Below are 14,632 nucleotides of genomic sequence, written 5' to 3'. Positions count from 1 at the left end.
GGTCCATGGCACAGGAGTTCCCAGTCAGCGCAGCCCCACCCCGTGGCCCTCACCCACCTCCGGCTGCTCACGGCCATCGGCCTGCTGCGCACCAGCCACGTCGCCGGACGCCGGTACTACCGGCGCGACGAGGTACGGATCGCCGCGGTCGCGGCGGTGTTCGAGAAGGGCTGGCGGCGCACGCCACCGCGCGACGACCACGGCAGCGTGCAGTGACCCCTGGGCGAGTCTTTTTGGGTGCCTGCGGGCACGGAGTGAGGGTGCTCAAGATCCGTTTGTGACGGCGAGCTCGACCACCCCCGTGACCGCGCCGTGTGTGAAGGCCGGCGACGACCGGGCCGGGATCGCCCGGCTGCCGGGCGGGCCACCGCGAGAATCCCTCCGAGTCGCCGTGCCCGGCCGTCATGCGGGCCCTGCCCGGCTTTCGCAGCGGGGCCCGCCGGCTGCGGCAGGCACGCGCCCGCCACCGCGGCATGCTCGCACGCCCCGCAGCACGCCGGCTGCCGCAGGCGCCCACGGGCCGCGCTGCCGCGGGGCGAACGCCTGCTGCGGGGCCTCGCCGGGGACACCGGCTTCCGGCACGACACCGTGTGGCTCGGCGACTTCGCGCCGGTGCCCTGCGGGATGTCACGGCCCACGGTGAAGCGGTCCGAGGCGGCGGCCCGGCGGCGGCTGCTCGCCACCTTCACGGTTCTGCCGGGGGCCGCGGCCGTTTCCGGCGTGCACCCTCGTCGGGCGTGCCGGTCCCTCGGGCCCCGGCCGGCCCGGGGCCCGAGGGGCGTGCGGTCCTGGCGGCGATGCGGGGGGCCGCCCAGTTCGTGCGGGAGCGGCCCGGCCTGCTGCCGGTCACCGGCAGGGGGTGTGCGTCCAGGGTCTTTGCGCGGTCGCTGGGCGAGCAGGGCCGCACGCTCCCGCGGCCGTCGCTGCAACGCGGGGCCGCCCGCCCCGGAGGGCCGGTGCCCCTGGAGGTCCGCCGGCCGATCGAGTCGGTGAACGACAGCCTCAAGGGCCGGCTCGACCTGGAACATTGCGGCGGTCGCGGCTGTGCGGGCGTGGCCGCGCGCGGCGCGCGGCGCGTCCTGGCGCCGGCCGCCGTGCTCTGGCGCGGCTTCCGGACCGGGCAGGCGGTCAGCCGCTCACTGACCGCCTACGACCCCTGAACGCGTTCGGAAAGACTCGTCCAGGAGACGACGACACCGCGCTCGGGCATCAGCTCCTCGACCTCGAGGAAGCTGAGCGGGAAGCGGAAGCACCGCCACACGTAGTGGGAGATGATCTTCATCGGGTACCGGTGCCCTTGGTACGACGACGGCGCGCTGCCCACGGATGACCCACCCAGCGTGACCAACCAGAAGATCATCCCCGGCCGGTCAGCCAACGCGACTCTAAAACTGACGATCATCGTTGACACCTGGGTCTCCGATCACTACGGAGATCCACGTGCCGAATGTCGAAGCTCGAAGGAGATCAGCACGATGACCGCACCCGACAGTGTGCCCCTGCACGCCCTTGCCGAGGAGAACCTTGCCTGGGGGTGCCCCCGCTGGCGGGGGAGAGTCCCGGCGGGGCCGTGCGGGGCGTGGCGGGGTGTGTCCTGGCCGGAGTTCTTTTTCTGGCCGGTGCCGGGATCGGTGCCTGCGGGGTCGTCGATGCGGGTGTGCCCTTCCTGGTCGGCGGTTTCATCGCCGCTGTGGCCGGTGCCGTTGCGGGTGTTCTTCTGCTGACTCGTGGACCGCGGCCGGGCGGGGTCGTGGGAGGGCTGGCCGTGTGGCCGGCCGTCATCGGCTGCGTCGTCATCGGTGCCATGCCGGTTCCCGCCGGCGGGGGCGGCTGCGGCAACTGGCTGGAGCCCCTGGGTGTCTGCTCGTTGGTCATCCGGGGCGTCGTGGTCATGGCCGTCGTGGCGCTGGGCGGGCCCGTCCGGCTGCGGGCGGGCCGCCTTGTTTGGGGGGCGAAGCCGGTGGCACCCGGCTTTTGTCCCGGTGAACCAGGTTCCGGTCCGTCTGGCGAGCCGTCCTCGTCACCATGAACAGAGCCGGTTGCGGGCGGCGGACACGCGTCCGGGACGCTCACGTGGGTTTGCCGGCCGGCCGCAGGTGCACAGTGGTGAGGGTCTGGGCCAGCGTCAGGTCTTCGCCTTCATCGAGATGTTCTGCAGGAACGTCACCCTGCGGACGGCGGCACGTCACGGGCCCGCCCGCGCGCTCGAGCGTCCCACCCGCCGCCCGGCAGTACAGCGGGAGTGCCGGTTTGGCCTGATGTGTCAACGAACGACACGCTGCGGCTGGGGGTGAGCGGGCGCCGGCAAAGTCCCCCGGACAGCGTATCGGGGCTTCAAGTCCACTACAGGAAACCTCATCTGAGTGTCCATCAGAAAACCGTGACACAGCATGCAGGCGCCCGCTGTGACCTGATCGGAGTCAATCCGACCACGTCACTTCATCTCCCGATATGACAGATATGAGAACCGGTCAGTACGTTCATCACGAGTCGGCCGGCCAGCCGACCCCCCGAGACAGGAGAAGCGCGTGATGATTACCCGTCCCACCGTCGTTACCGTGGCCGTCGCGGCCGCCGCGGGCCTGGCCGTCACCGGTATCACCTACGCCTCGGCGTCCGCCTACGAGCCGGCCCGGGCCGTCCCCGCGGTCCGGCAGGCGGCCGCCCCCGCCTCGGCCCCCCTGGACGGGGACTCCGGCCGGGGCGGCGAAGGGCGGGGTGATGAGGGCCGGGGCGGTGAAGGCCGGGGTGATGAAGGGCGGATTCACATCAACGAGCGTTCCTACTCGGACAACCCGGGCGACTGCATCACCGTCGTGAGCGGCCTGGGCTCCCGAAGCCTGAACATCCGCAACGACAGCCGGAGGAGCGTCGAGGTCTTCCGCGGAGTCACCTGCGACAACGGTGCCCCCATCGCCATCGTCGGACCGCACAGCTCCAGCGACGGTGTGTTCCCCTACCACGCCGAGGGCGGCGTGTTCCCCCACCACGTCGAGGGCGGCGTCTTCGTCGAGGACGGCGTGGTGGCCAGCTTCCGGGTCATCGACCGCCACTTCGGCGGACACGGCGGACACGGCGGATACGACGGACGCGGCGGACACGGCGGACACGGCGGACAGGGCGGACAGGGCGGACAGGGCGGACAGGGTGGGCATGGCGGTAACAACGGATTCGGCGGTCAGGGCGGACGCTGACCGAACCGCCACCCCGGCGCAACGTGAAGACCCCGGCCCGCTGGAATCGGGCCGGGGGCCCCCTGTGGCACCCCACCCCGAACGCCCCGCTTTCACATGCCCGCCCGGGCATCCCGCCATGAATCCGGACAACGGAGCCCTGCCGGCCCGGCCCCGCCACGCCGGCGCACCCAGGGCGTTTTCAAAGCCGGAGTGATCATGCAGGTGTGCAGGTCACGGCGGTGTGACGATGCCGGATGGGTACGCGACCGTACGCACCGGAGTTCCGTTGGGGGTGGCCTTCCCAAGTGCCCTTCGCGCACCGGAGCTTCGATGTGCCGTCAGTCTTCCGCCGTCTGTCCGGCCAGGTCGCCCGCTCATCAGCACCGCTCGGCCGGTCCGCCGGCCGAGCGGTGCTGACGCAGCCGATCCGCGGCGCCGGTGCGGGAAGCGTCATCCGTCCGGGGCGGTACTGCTGATCGCGTGCTCCGCTGTCGTCACCGGAGCGAAGACGTTCACGGCGCTCGGTGGGTGGGCGGCAAAGGCCCGGCAGGACGTCCTGGCCCGTCGCGGTGCCCGCACCGCGACGGCCCCGGCCGTACGTATCCCGCCCGGCAGCGCGACCGGGCGGATCGTCGGTGCCGGCGGCGACGGGAAACCGGCGAGGACCCGACCGGCATGGTCGCCTCCTCCTTGTATGCGGGACTGAGCGGGGGCACCCGCCCGGCCCGCGAGCGAGTGCTGGAGCTGGCGTCACCTGAGCTGTCGCGCCAACGGCGGAGACAACGACTTCGGCGGAACACGCCGGAGCCGCCCTTCCGGGAGGTGGCAGGTGAGCGTGCCCCGACCCGGATCAGCCGTACGCAAACCGGCGCCACCCGGCCCGGGGCGGCGGTCTGTGCGGGCGGTGACCTGCCGCTGGGCCGGGCCTGCCTCCAGGCGCAAGAGTCGCTCCGTGATCTACCGGTCCTGCCGCTGGCGCTCGGAGGGAGGGGTGGTTGGTGTGCGGGGTGGCGGCTGAGCTGACCCTGTGAGGTCCGGGCCCCCTTGCCTGCTCAGCCCGGCGGTGCCTGCCGTCCGGGTATGGAACGGGCCCGGGAAGGAGGCCCTCGCTGTCTGTCTGCGTCGGTATCGACGTGCAGCGCAAGCGGTCGCAGATCGCCGTGGTGGATCACGATGGCGCGGTGCGGGTCAACCGGAATGTGCCCAGCGGGGTCACGACGGTGCTGTCGGTGGTCGGGGATCCGCCGATCGGGGCACCGGCCGCGTTCGAGGCCGCCTGCGGCTGGGGCCGGCTGGTTCAGCTGCCGGAGGATCACGGCTTCGAGCCGCACCCGGTGCCTCCGCTGCGGTGCAAGGCGATCGCCTCCGCACGGCTGAAGAACGACAGGGCCGACGCCGCGGCCCTGGCCCGGCTGCTGCGGGCCGACCTTTGCCGGCGTACTCGCGCATGTGGCGCTGGCAAGATTTTCGTGGCCGGAGACCATCCTGCTGCGGCGGTCGCCCCGCCCGCACAGTGGGCAGCCTATGAGTGTCCTCTGGTGAACTTGCCTCGCTCTTACCGCAGTTGGCTGACGTGCTGGTGGTCTCGGCGGATGTTTCCGGTCCTGTCGTCGTAGTCCACGCCCATACGAGATCGGGTGTTCCAGCAGGGTGCACGGGGTGCGGCATGCCGAGCGGGTGGACGCACAGCCGTTACGTTCGGCACCTCGCCGATGTCGCGCCCGGAGGTCGGCCGGTCCAGATCGACTTGATCGTACGCCGTCCGTACCGCGAGAACTCGGACTGCCCGAAGGTGACTTTCGCCGAGCAGGTGCCGGGGCCGACCGTGCGCTATCCGCGTCGCACTTTGCTGCTGCAGCACCTCGTCGAGGCGGTCGGCGTGGTGCCGGCAGGCCGGGGCGGAGCGAGGATGCTGCGCCTCCTCGACAGCGGGCTGTCGCGGTGCACCGTGCTCGCCCAACGGATGCGGGTACCGCTGCCGCCGCTGCTCACCCCCCCCGGGTGCTGGGGGTGGACGACTTCACACTGTACGGCGAGACGTACGGCACGCTCCTGGCCGACGCCGGCACCAGGCCCCCGCTGACGCTCTGGGAAGGCAGAGGCGCCGAACAGCTCAGCCGCTGGCCGCGGGGACATCCGGGAGTGGAGATCGCCTGTTGCGACGGCTCGCGCACCTATCGGCAGGGCATCGCCGCCGGCGCCCCCGGTGCCCTCCAGGTCAGCGACCGCTTCCGTCTGCGGCAGGACCTGTCCCGGCGGGTCCAGGAAGTCGCTGCCGCCCACCGCGGCTGCCCGCCGGCGGCTCTTCCCGCCCCTGGACCGGCCGGGCCCAGGCTCCCGGAGGAACCGGCAAGGAAACCCGCGGCAGCGGACACTCCGGCCGTGCGGCATGCCCGAGGGTTTTCGAGGCCGTGCACGCGCTGACCGACGCCGGCCGCTCCCACAGCTCGGCAGCCCGCGCACTCGGACTCGACCGCCGGACGGTACGCACGTACGCCCGGGCCCGCACCTGGCAGGAGGTGGTCCGCCGGCCACCGCGCCGCCCCTCCACCCTCGACCCGTACCTCGACCACCTGCGCAGGCGCTGTGGCTTCGTTGATCTCCAAGAACAGCGTTTGTCGACGGTTTCCGGAGGCAGTTGGTGATCAACCGGCTCTGGAATGTGGATGAGAAATGGGTTCTGGCACAGATCTTGGGGAGCGGTCGCAGAACGCAACGGCAGCGTTCGATTGCGAGGGTTCGGGTTCGGGTGAGACCGCGCATACCCTGCCACCCTACAAGCGAAGTGACGCTTCCTCAGGTACGTGACAGTCTCCGCCGTAGTCCGCTGTGGCCGGTGACGGTACTGGTCATGCAGGCCGACGCATCATTCTGGGACTCTCTCGTATTCGGCGGGATCGACGACGTGGACGTCGAGGCGGTGACCGCTGCCTTCGGCACGGTCGACGTGACGGCCAGAGGCCGGGCAGCCGACGCGGCATGTCCGGACTGCGGCCGGTTCTCGGACCGGGTGCACGACTCCTACCAGCGCAGGCTGAAGGATCTTCCGCTCGGCGGGCAGAGCGTCGTGATCCGGCTGACGGTCCGGCGCTTCATCTGCGGTGCAGGCGACTGCCCGCGCCGTACCTTCGCCGAGCCGTTCGCCCGGCTGACCACCCCGTACGCGCGCTTCACCACGCGGCTCAACCACGTTCTGGGACGTGTCGGGCTCGCCCTCGCCGGGCGGGCCGGCGCCCGGCTGGCGGGCCAACTGGGCATCAGTGCAGGACGGATGACCTTGCTGCGCAGGGTCATGGCACTGCCGGATCCGCAGTTCAGCACGCCGCGCGTGTTGGGTGTGGACGACTTCGCGATCCGCCGGGGGCAGACCTACTCCACCGTCTTGACCTGCCAAGAAACCCATCGTGTAGTCGATGTGCTCCCGACCCGAGAAGCGGGACCGCTGGCCGCGTGGCTGACCGCCCACCCCGGCGTGGAGATCATCTGCCGGGACCGGGCGGGCGCCTACGCCCAGGGTGCCCGGCTCGGTGCCCCCGGCGCGCTCCAGGTCGCCGACCGGTTCCATCTGTGGCAGGGCCTCGGCCGGGCCGTGGAGACCTGCGTCGCCGCTCACAGGGAGTGCTTCCGAGCATCGGCACCGCTCAAGGCGACGAGCGCCGACACTCCGCCGGGCGGCTCGGAGTGTGCGGTCCGGGAGCCGGTCGGCAGGCGGGCTCAGCGCAAGAAGGCCGCGCACGCCCTGGTCCATGAGTTGCTCGCGCAGGGCCACTCGCGCCGGGCGATCGCCCGCCACCTGGGATGGGGCCTCAACACCGTGCTGCGCTACGCGCGCGCCGCGCACTGGCAGGACACCCTGCGTGAAAACCGCCCCCGGCCCAGCAGGCTGGACCCCTACAAGCCCTACCTGGAGCGGCGATTCACTGAGGGCTGCTCGAACGTCACCCTGCTGCACCGCGAGCTCCTCGCCGAGAACGCCCCCGTCACCTATCAGATGGTCCGCGCCTACATCGCCACCCTGCGCGCCGCACCGCCGCAGGCACCGCACCCTCCGCCGAAGGTGCGGCAGGTGACCGGCTGGCTCACCCGCCACCCCACAGCCCTGAGCGAGGAAGAGCACGCCGCTCTGAAGGACGTCCTGGCCCGCTGCCCCGAGCTGGACGCCGCCGCCGGGCACGTCCGCGACTTCGGCGAGATGATGGCCCACCGCCGCGGTCCCACGCTCCCCGCCTGGATCGACGCCGTTGACGGCAGTCAGCTGCCGGGCCTCACCGGCTTCGCCCTCCACCTGCTCCGCGACCTCGACGCCGTGACGGCCGGACTCACCCTGCACTGGAGCTCCGGCGGCACCGAAGGCGCCGTGAACCGCATCAAAAAGATCAAGAGGCAACTCTACGGACGAGCCGGATTCGACCTGCTCCGCAAGATGATCCTGCTGCAGTGACCCACCCTCGATATTCGAGTGAACGTACGGAAGGGGCTGCGTAGGGTGACGAGCGTGGCTCCAGCTGACTTCTACACCGGCATCGTTGCGGAGCTCTACGGACCGCTGAAGTCCTTCTCCCAGGACCCCGAACCCTACGCAGCCTTCATTCAGCAAGCCGGCATGCCCGCGCTGGAGCTGGGGTGCGGAGACGGTGATCCCCTGCTCGAACTGCGCCGACGCGGCCTGGACGTCGACGGCGTCGACTCCTCCGCCGACATGCTGGAGCGGCTCCGGCGCCGGGCGGACGACCAAGGCATCCGTGCCACCGTGTTCCACCAGCGCATGGAGGCTTTGAACCTGCCCCGCCGCTACCGGGCGATCTTCCTCGCCGGGCCGACCTTCACCCTGCTCCCCGACGACGCCACCGCGCTCGCCGCCCTGCGTGGCATACGTGCGCACCTGGCCGAGGGCGGCACCGCCCTGGTGCCCCTGTTCACCCCCGCACGGACCCCGGCCGAACAGATCGGCCGGGTGCGCACGGCCGCCGCACCCGATGGCGCCGAGCTCCGGGTATCCGTCGTCGCCGAGCAACGCGACGAGACCGCCCGGACACAGACGACGCTTCTACGCTACGAACGGCACCACGGCTCCGACAGCACCATCGAAGAGCGCCCGTGGGTCATGCACTGGTACACCCGGGAGCAGTTCGAGAAGCTGGCCACGACCGTCGGCCTGGCCTTGACCGCGGTCACCGATCCGGACGGCAAGCCAGCCCCTGCCGATGTCACCAACCTGCTGCACTTCCGACTCCGAGCCACCTGACCGCCTACCTCTGAGAAGGTCCGGGAACACCTTCCGTGACCGCTCCCCAAGATCTGTGCCAGAACCCACTACTGCTCGATAAAGCCAGCGCTGGGACGAGCGCGAACGAAATGCCACCATCCTTCATCAGGAACTCCTTGCCAAGGGCTACCGGGGCCACTACCGGCGCGTGAAGACGGTCGTCGCACCTCTACGGCGTGGCCTTCCCCCGGACGAGCCGCGCGAGAGGCCGCCCTCGCCCCGTGAGGCCGCCCGCTGGATCATCACCCCTCCCGACCGGCACGGCCCGCAGACCACCGAACGTCTGCGACGGCTGCCGGGGCACTGCCCGGAGCTTCACCGCACCCACGAGAACCGGTACGGCAGTCTGCCGCCATGCTCGATGCCCGTGATGCCGCACCCTTGCCGGACTGGCTCGACACGCCCGCTGCCAGCGGGCGAGCTCCGCTCGCTGGCGTCGCCACGGCTCTGCGCGAAGACCAGCACACGGTTGCCCAAGGGGATCACCACCCCCTGCAGCGCGGGGGTCAACGAAGGACGCATCACCGACCTGAAACTCCCCAAACGCATCATGGGAGGACGTGCCGGCATCCCACTCCTCCGCCACCGGGTGATCCTGACCGCCCGCTTACTGAGCCGGAACTGATGGGTTTCCTGCCGGACCGCGCATCCGCGGTCGGGCCGCTTCTACGCGAGGGTCCGGGGCGGTGGCGCGGGCGAAGTTCACCGCCCGGTACAGGATCCACTGGTGGTCGGAGAGGAGCCGGAATGCCCGCTTTCTGAGATCGTCGAAGTCGTCGTCGACGGACAGTCGGCTCAGGCGCGCGCTGAGCTTGTGGGAGACGGAGATCTGTTCCCCGCCGGTCTGCGTCACCACGCGGTCGGCGACGGGCTGGGCTGCCCACGGCCTCGTCCACGATCGCCGGCAGCGCGGCCGGCTGCTCCGGCCGGGGCACCGGCCCGCTCGCAGCGCCTCCTCGGCCACCCGTGAGACAGGGCGGCCACGGCCCGCCGCGGCCGCCCCAAAGAGGCGGCGGTGCCCGGTGCAAGATGCCCGCCGCGCACCGCGGCGGGCATCTTGCACCGGCGTGCCCGGGCGGCACACTTCCCGTGTGCCGCCCGGGCGGATCAGCACGCCGCCCGGTCGCTCACCTGACACAGGCAAGCCGGTTCACCCACTGGGACAGCGTGAGCGAGGCGGCCCGGGCCCCCCGGGCCGCGCCGGGCCGGCGGCGTCGGTGCCGCGCGCCGGGGCGGCACCCGGCCGCCCCGGGCAGGTACGACGGCTGCTGCCCGCCCGAACCGTGTGCCAGGGCCTGGCGAAGAGAGGACAGGTGTGCGGCCACGGCCGCGAGACAGTGGTGCTCCTCCCGGCAGCCGGGGCAGGTCGCCAGGTGGGTGCGGACCGCGCTCGCCTCGCCGGGGTCCAGGACGTTGAGGGCGTGTCCTTCGAGCAGGTCGCCGATGGTGCGGCAATCCTGGGCGGGAGTGAACATGGCGAATCCCTTCGTGCCGGGGCGCGAATCGCACCGTCAACGGGGCCGGTGTGCGGCTGGCGCACCGGTACCCGGCTCCGTTTCCTGACCTCACCCTCGCCCAGGAACGGCCCCGTGCGCGTCGTCCCCGGGCAGCAATTCCCGGGTACCACGGCCGCGGTATCCGGCAGGCCGGCCTACCACAGGGCCACAGCGCGCTCCGCGGGCCCGCCGGCACTCACCCGGCCCCCGAGGGGTGTGACCGAGATATGCGTCAAAGGGGCAACGGGGTGATCTTGAAGCCTTGAGCGCCCGTCACCCATTCGGCTCAGTGTCGTTGGTGGTGATGTTGAGCGTCGTCTGGGGCCCGGGGTGGGTTGTGACATCGATTGAACGGACCGCGTATCCGCGGTTCAAGCGGCTGATCACCGCGTACGAGCTGCATCTGTTCTTCTCCCCGAGCCGCGATGAACTGGAGTGGGCGGCCGATGCCACGGACTGCGATGAGCATCTGCTGGCGCTGCTGCTGATGCTGAAGTCGTACCGGCGTATGGGGTGTTTCCCCGCGCTGGAGGACGTCCCGGAAAGGGTGGTGGACTTCGTCCGGCGAGCGGTGGAGCTGCCAGAGGGCACGCTGCCGGTGTACCGGGCGGAGCGGACCGCCAAGCACCACCGGGGCCTGGTCCGCAAGCGGGTCGGCGTGACGTACGACCAGGCCAAGGCCCGGCAGATCGTCGGGCAGTCGATCCGCAAGGAGGCCGCGGCGAAGAACCGCCCGGTGGACCTCATCAACATCGCGCTGGAGAAAGTGGTGGGGGCCGGGCTGGAGCTGCCCGGGTTCTCGACCTTCGACAAGATGGCCTCGAAGATCCGCACCGAGGTGAACGCCTCGATCTGTACGGGTATCCACGACCGCATGAGCGCTGCTCAGCGGGCGGGGCTCATGCGGCTGCTGGAGGACCGTGACAGCGACGGGACGACGCTGTTCAACCGGCTGAAGAAGCCCGCCAAGGGCCCGACCTGGTCGCACTTCAAGAACCTGACCAAGCGTCTGGAATGGCTGGACGAGCTCGGCGACACCGACGTGTGGATGGACGGAGTCATTGCGGGAAAGGTCACCGACTTCGCCGGGGAGGCCGACGCGGCGGACGCCTCGGAGCTGCGGGACTTCGTTCCCGTCAAGCGCATCGCGCTGGTCGCTGCCCTGACACACGAGGCGAGGATGCGGGTGCGGGACGACCTGGCGACGATGTTCTGCAAGCGCGTGGCGACGAAGATCAAGAAGGCCAAGGCGGAGCTGGAAGAGATCCGGCTCGCGGAGCGGGAGATCGTCGAGGCCCTGATCGGGAACTACCGCACGGTGCTCAAGCACATCGACGAGGGCGGCCCGGCCCAGGAGGCGCTCGCGAAGGCTGCGGCCATGACCGCCGAGGCCCGCCAGGCCCTGGAGGGTCTGGACGAGGAGGCGTCGGTGGACGAGGTCACGCGGCGGCTGGAGGGCAGGGTCTCCCCGGCGGTCCTCGCCCTGGTGAAGGCCCAGGTGGTGCAGGCCGACGGGTTCGGCGCGGTCACCCGCGCGGTGGACGGCCTCGGTGGCTTCGCGAAGCAGTACGAGCAGATCGAGAAGGTCTCTGCCCATCACGGCAACTTCTGGGAAGTGCTGCTGTACGGGCAGATCGGCCGGGACCGGGCGGTGATGTTCGACCTGGCCGACAACGACAAGCTGAAGTTCACCGCGACCAGCGAGGACAGCCGGGTACTGGACGCCCTCGCGTACGCCCAGCGGCACCAGGCGGCCCGCGGCGAGTACATCACCGCCTTCAACGCGGAGGGCAAGGAGGTCGACATCTCCTTCGCCACCCAGAACTGGCGCAAGGCCGTGGTCGACAAGACCCGGACTGGGCAGTTCGTGCGCAAGCACTTCGAGGCGATGGCCTTCACCGCGCTCGCCGAGGAACTGCGCACCGGCGGCGTCGCGGTGGTCGGCTCGGAGGAGTACGCCGACTGGTCCGAGCAGCTGCTGGCCTGGGAGGTCGTCCAGGAGACGCTGGGGTCCTACCTGGTGGAGGTCGGTCTCGCCGAGGCGGGCGAGAGCGCCGAGTCCGACGCGACGTTCTTCCGCCGACAGCTGGAGGACAAGCTGCGAGGCGCCGCCGCGGCAGCGGACGCCGGGTACCCGGAGAACGACGGCCTGGTCATCGATCTGGAAACGGGCATCCCCTCGCTGAAGGCGTTCAGGGCGGACGGCCAGCGGCCCTCGGCGAAGCGGCTGGAGCAGGAGATCAAGGCGAGGATGCCGGAGCGTTCCCTGATGGGGATCGTGGCCCGGACCGCGTACTGGGTGGAGTGGTGGCGCCGTTTCGGCCCCCCCGTCGGGCAACGAGCCCAAGCTCACCGACCCCTTGGGCCGCTACGTGATCGTCACGTTCGTCAAGGGCACCGACATGGGCCCGTACGAGGCCGCCCGACACATTCCCGGCGTGAGCGGGCACGAGCTGTCGTACGTCGCCAACAAGCACTTCTCCATCGTGCTGCTGAACGAGGCGATCTCCGACCTGGTGAACGCGCACGCCCGTCTGGACATCTCGCAGGCATGGGGCGACAGGACCGCCGTCGCTGCGGACGGCACCCGCATGGACACCTATCTCGACAACCTGCTCTCCGAGACGAGCGTCAGGTACGGCAAGCCGGGCGGGATCGCCCATCACCACGTCTCGGACACCTACATCGCGCTGTTCACGCACCTCATCCCGTGCGGCGTGTGGGAGGCCGTCTACATCATCGAGGGCCTGCTGAAGAACACCAGTGAGGTGCAGCCGACCACCGTGCACGCGGATACCCAGGGCCAGAGCTTCCCCGTCTTCGCGCTCGCCCACCTCCTGGGCTTCGACTTGATGCCCAGGATCAGGAACTGGAAGGCACTGACCTTCTACCGGCCCTCCAAGCAGACGGAGTATGTGCACATCGACGCCCTGTTCGGCGAGCCGGGCAAGAACGTCATCGACTTCGACCTGATCGAGTCCCAGTTCCGTCACCTGATGCGGGTGGCCGTCTCCGTACGCGAGGGCACCATCTCCTCCTCCACGCTGCTCAAGCGGCTGCGCTCCGGGTCGCGGAAGAACGCCACCTACGCCGCCTTCCGCGAGGTCGGCCGCGTGATCCGCACCGTCCAGCTCCTGCGCTACCTCTCGGACGCGCCGCTTCGCCGGCGGGTGACCGCGGCGACCAACAAGGTAGAGCCGTTCAACCGGTTCTCCCAGTGGATCGGCTTCGGCAACCGCGGCGTCATCGCCGACAACGACCCGGTCGAGCAGGAGAAGGCGATGAAATTCAACGCCCTGCTCACGAACATGGTGATCTTCCACAACGCCCTGGACATCGCCGAGATCATCCGCCAGCTGCTGGAAGAAGGCTGGGAGATCGACCCCGAGGACCTGGCCCACATCTCGCCGTACCTGACCGAGCACGTCAACCGGTTCGGCGAATACAGCACGCACGAACTCGGTATCCAGCCGGAAGCGTACGACCCGAAGCTTGACGTCGACTTCACCCCGCTCCGTGAGCAGAGTCTGATCGCCGCCGGCCCCGGTCAGGCCGCTTGACCCAACGTTCTCGCCCACGCGGCCGCCCCATTTTTTTGGATCGGGATGCGGGTCGGCTATGTGGTGGGCCGCAGGAAGCGGGCGACGGCGTCTTCCTCCACATCGACCTCCCGCTGGATCTGAGGGGGGACAGGTTCGAACGCATCCACCTTGATGGAGCGCGCGCCGGAGCCACGGCTCCAGGTGGCGATGGCCAGGCCGTCGGCGATGACGGTGGGCCGGATGAGGCCGCCTCCTGGCCAGACGCGGGCCTGGTGGAGAGCGGGGACGGACATCTCGCGAGTGCGGTAGCCGATCAGGTAGTTGTCGTAGGCGGGCAGCATGCGAACGTCCGGGGTGTCAGACGGGCCCGGGAGTTCCTCCACCCGTCCGGCGAGCATGGTCGACGCGCCGTATTCGTTGATCGCGCCGTATTCCGCCAGCATTTTCCAGGCCGTGCGGGCCCAGGTGACCGGCAGCCCGGACCAGGCGGCGAAGTCCTCCAGGGTGGCGGGGGCGTGCGCGGCCAGGTAGCGACGGGCCAGCTCGGCGAGGGCAGCGCCTTCCTCCCACTGGGCGCCCACGGTGGTGGGCAGCCAGTCGTCGAGCAGTACATACGTGGCCTCACCGGCGCGCTGCGGACCGTGACAGAGGACGCCGGTGAGTGCCGCGTGGCGGATCAGGTGGAAAGGCGCCTGCCCGTCCGGCGAGATACCGAGGGTGGTGAGGTGCTCGGTCAGCTCGGCCCGGGTAAGCGGGCCGTGCGCGGCGAGAACGCGCCGGATGAGATGGTCGGCGCGCTGGCGCAGATCGTCGTCCAGGCCCAGCTGCTGGTAGCGGCGGTTGGTTGCGGCAAGGATCCGCGGGGACAGCAATCGCAACACCCAGCGGGCGTCGTCGCTGGGGATGGTGTGCAGGGTGCCGCGCATGTACCAGCCGCGGACGAGGCTCCGCTCTTTCTCGTATGCCGTGCGGATGGCCTGGGCGGTGATGTCCCGGCCGCGTACCCGGATGCCCAGGTCGGAGGCTGTGGCGTCCTGGGCCTGGATGGCGAAGACCCGTCGGACGACCGCCTCGGCAGAGTCCTCCCGTGCTCCGCCGGCCAGGGCCTGGGCGTGGGCCCGCAGTCGGCGGACGCTCTCGTGGTCAAGCATC

General features: G+C 70.5%; 13 protein-coding genes and 2 pseudogenes. 11 read left to right on the top strand and 4 right to left on the bottom strand.

Annotated elements, in window-relative coordinates; translation table 11 throughout:
- Positions 1-42: 42 nt before the first annotated feature.
- Entirely contained in the window at positions 43-216 is a 174-nt protein-coding gene (locus ACVW19_RS02410; RefSeq protein WP_457456123.1) for a hypothetical protein, read from the top strand.
- Between the two features lie 521 nt (positions 217-737).
- Positions 738-1,160, top strand: coding sequence for a hypothetical protein (locus tag ACVW19_RS02405; protein WP_457456121.1), 423 nt, complete (start codon positions 738-740; stop codon positions 1,158-1,160).
- Positions 1,161-1,183: 23 nt separating this feature from the next.
- Here the strand turns inward: ACVW19_RS02405 and ACVW19_RS02400 are convergent.
- Positions 1,184-1,282: pseudogene (locus tag ACVW19_RS02400) on the bottom strand (IS6 family transposase); the annotation flags it as partial.
- 58 nt (positions 1,283-1,340) lie between these two features.
- Between ACVW19_RS02400 and ACVW19_RS02395 the strand changes: the two are divergent.
- The 7 genes from ACVW19_RS02395 (at position 1,341) to ACVW19_RS02365 (ending at position 8,421) form a co-directional block, all read left to right on the top strand.
- The gene (locus ACVW19_RS02395) at positions 1,341-1,724 is read left to right on the top strand and encodes a hypothetical protein (RefSeq protein WP_457456119.1); all 384 of its coding nucleotides are present in this window, start codon (positions 1,341-1,343) and stop codon (positions 1,722-1,724) included.
- Between the two features lie 807 nt (positions 1,725-2,531).
- Positions 2,532-3,194 (top strand): hypothetical protein, encoded by a 663-nt coding sequence (locus tag ACVW19_RS02390; protein ID WP_457456117.1) that lies wholly within the window; start codon positions 2,532-2,534, stop codon positions 3,192-3,194.
- Positions 3,195-4,309: 1,115 nt separating this feature from the next.
- A complete protein-coding gene (locus ACVW19_RS02385) occupies positions 4,310-4,792 on the top strand; it encodes a hypothetical protein (RefSeq protein WP_457456115.1) in 483 nt (160 codons plus the stop codon).
- Between the two features lie 394 nt (positions 4,793-5,186).
- On the top strand, positions 5,187-5,600 hold the full coding sequence (locus ACVW19_RS02380; protein WP_457456113.1) for a transposase: 414 nt from the start codon (positions 5,187-5,189) through the stop codon (positions 5,598-5,600).
- On the top strand, positions 5,588-5,821 hold the full coding sequence (locus tag ACVW19_RS02375; RefSeq protein ID WP_457456111.1) for a hypothetical protein: 234 nt from the start codon (positions 5,588-5,590) through the stop codon (positions 5,819-5,821). The genes ACVW19_RS02380 and ACVW19_RS02375 overlap by 13 nt, the downstream gene beginning before the upstream one ends.
- 206 nt (positions 5,822-6,027) lie before the next feature.
- On the top strand, positions 6,028-7,617 hold the full coding sequence (locus ACVW19_RS02370) for an ISL3 family transposase (RefSeq protein ID WP_457456933.1): 1,590 nt from the start codon (positions 6,028-6,030) through the stop codon (positions 7,615-7,617).
- A gap of 54 nt (positions 7,618-7,671) precedes the next feature.
- Complete coding sequence (locus tag ACVW19_RS02365) at positions 7,672-8,421, top strand: class I SAM-dependent methyltransferase (RefSeq protein WP_457456109.1); 750 nt, start codon at positions 7,672-7,674, stop codon at positions 8,419-8,421.
- Positions 8,422-9,049: 628 nt separating this feature from the next.
- Here ACVW19_RS02365 and ACVW19_RS02360 read toward each other — a convergent pair.
- On the bottom strand, positions 9,050-9,298 hold the full coding sequence (locus tag ACVW19_RS02360) for a hypothetical protein (RefSeq protein ID WP_457456107.1): 249 nt from the start codon (positions 9,296-9,298) through the stop codon (positions 9,050-9,052).
- 271 nt (positions 9,299-9,569) lie between these two features.
- Positions 9,570-9,917, bottom strand: a complete 348-nt coding sequence (locus tag ACVW19_RS02355; protein ID WP_457456105.1) for an anti-sigma factor family protein — start codon at positions 9,915-9,917, stop codon at positions 9,570-9,572.
- 325 nt (positions 9,918-10,242) lie between these two features.
- Between ACVW19_RS02355 and ACVW19_RS02350 the strand changes: the two are divergent.
- Both ACVW19_RS02350 and ACVW19_RS02345 read left to right on the top strand, forming a co-directional pair.
- Positions 10,243-10,752 (top strand): annotated as a pseudogene (locus ACVW19_RS02350) (DUF4158 domain-containing protein); the annotation flags it as partial.
- 1,558 nt (positions 10,753-12,310) lie between these two features.
- The gene (locus ACVW19_RS02345; RefSeq protein ID WP_457456103.1) at positions 12,311-13,498 is read left to right on the top strand and encodes a transposase; all 1,188 of its coding nucleotides are present in this window, start codon (positions 12,311-12,313) and stop codon (positions 13,496-13,498) included.
- 56 nt (positions 13,499-13,554) lie between these two features.
- On the opposite strand, the gene ACVW19_RS02340 is transcribed toward ACVW19_RS02345, so the two are convergent.
- Complete coding sequence (locus tag ACVW19_RS02340; RefSeq protein ID WP_457456101.1) at positions 13,555-14,631, bottom strand: winged helix DNA-binding domain-containing protein; 1,077 nt, start codon at positions 14,629-14,631, stop codon at positions 13,555-13,557.
- Position 14,632: the final 1 nt, after the last annotated feature.

This window comes from Streptomyces sp. TE5632 (assembly GCF_054061295.1).
This window is presented reverse-complemented; position numbering and strand designations above follow the sequence as displayed.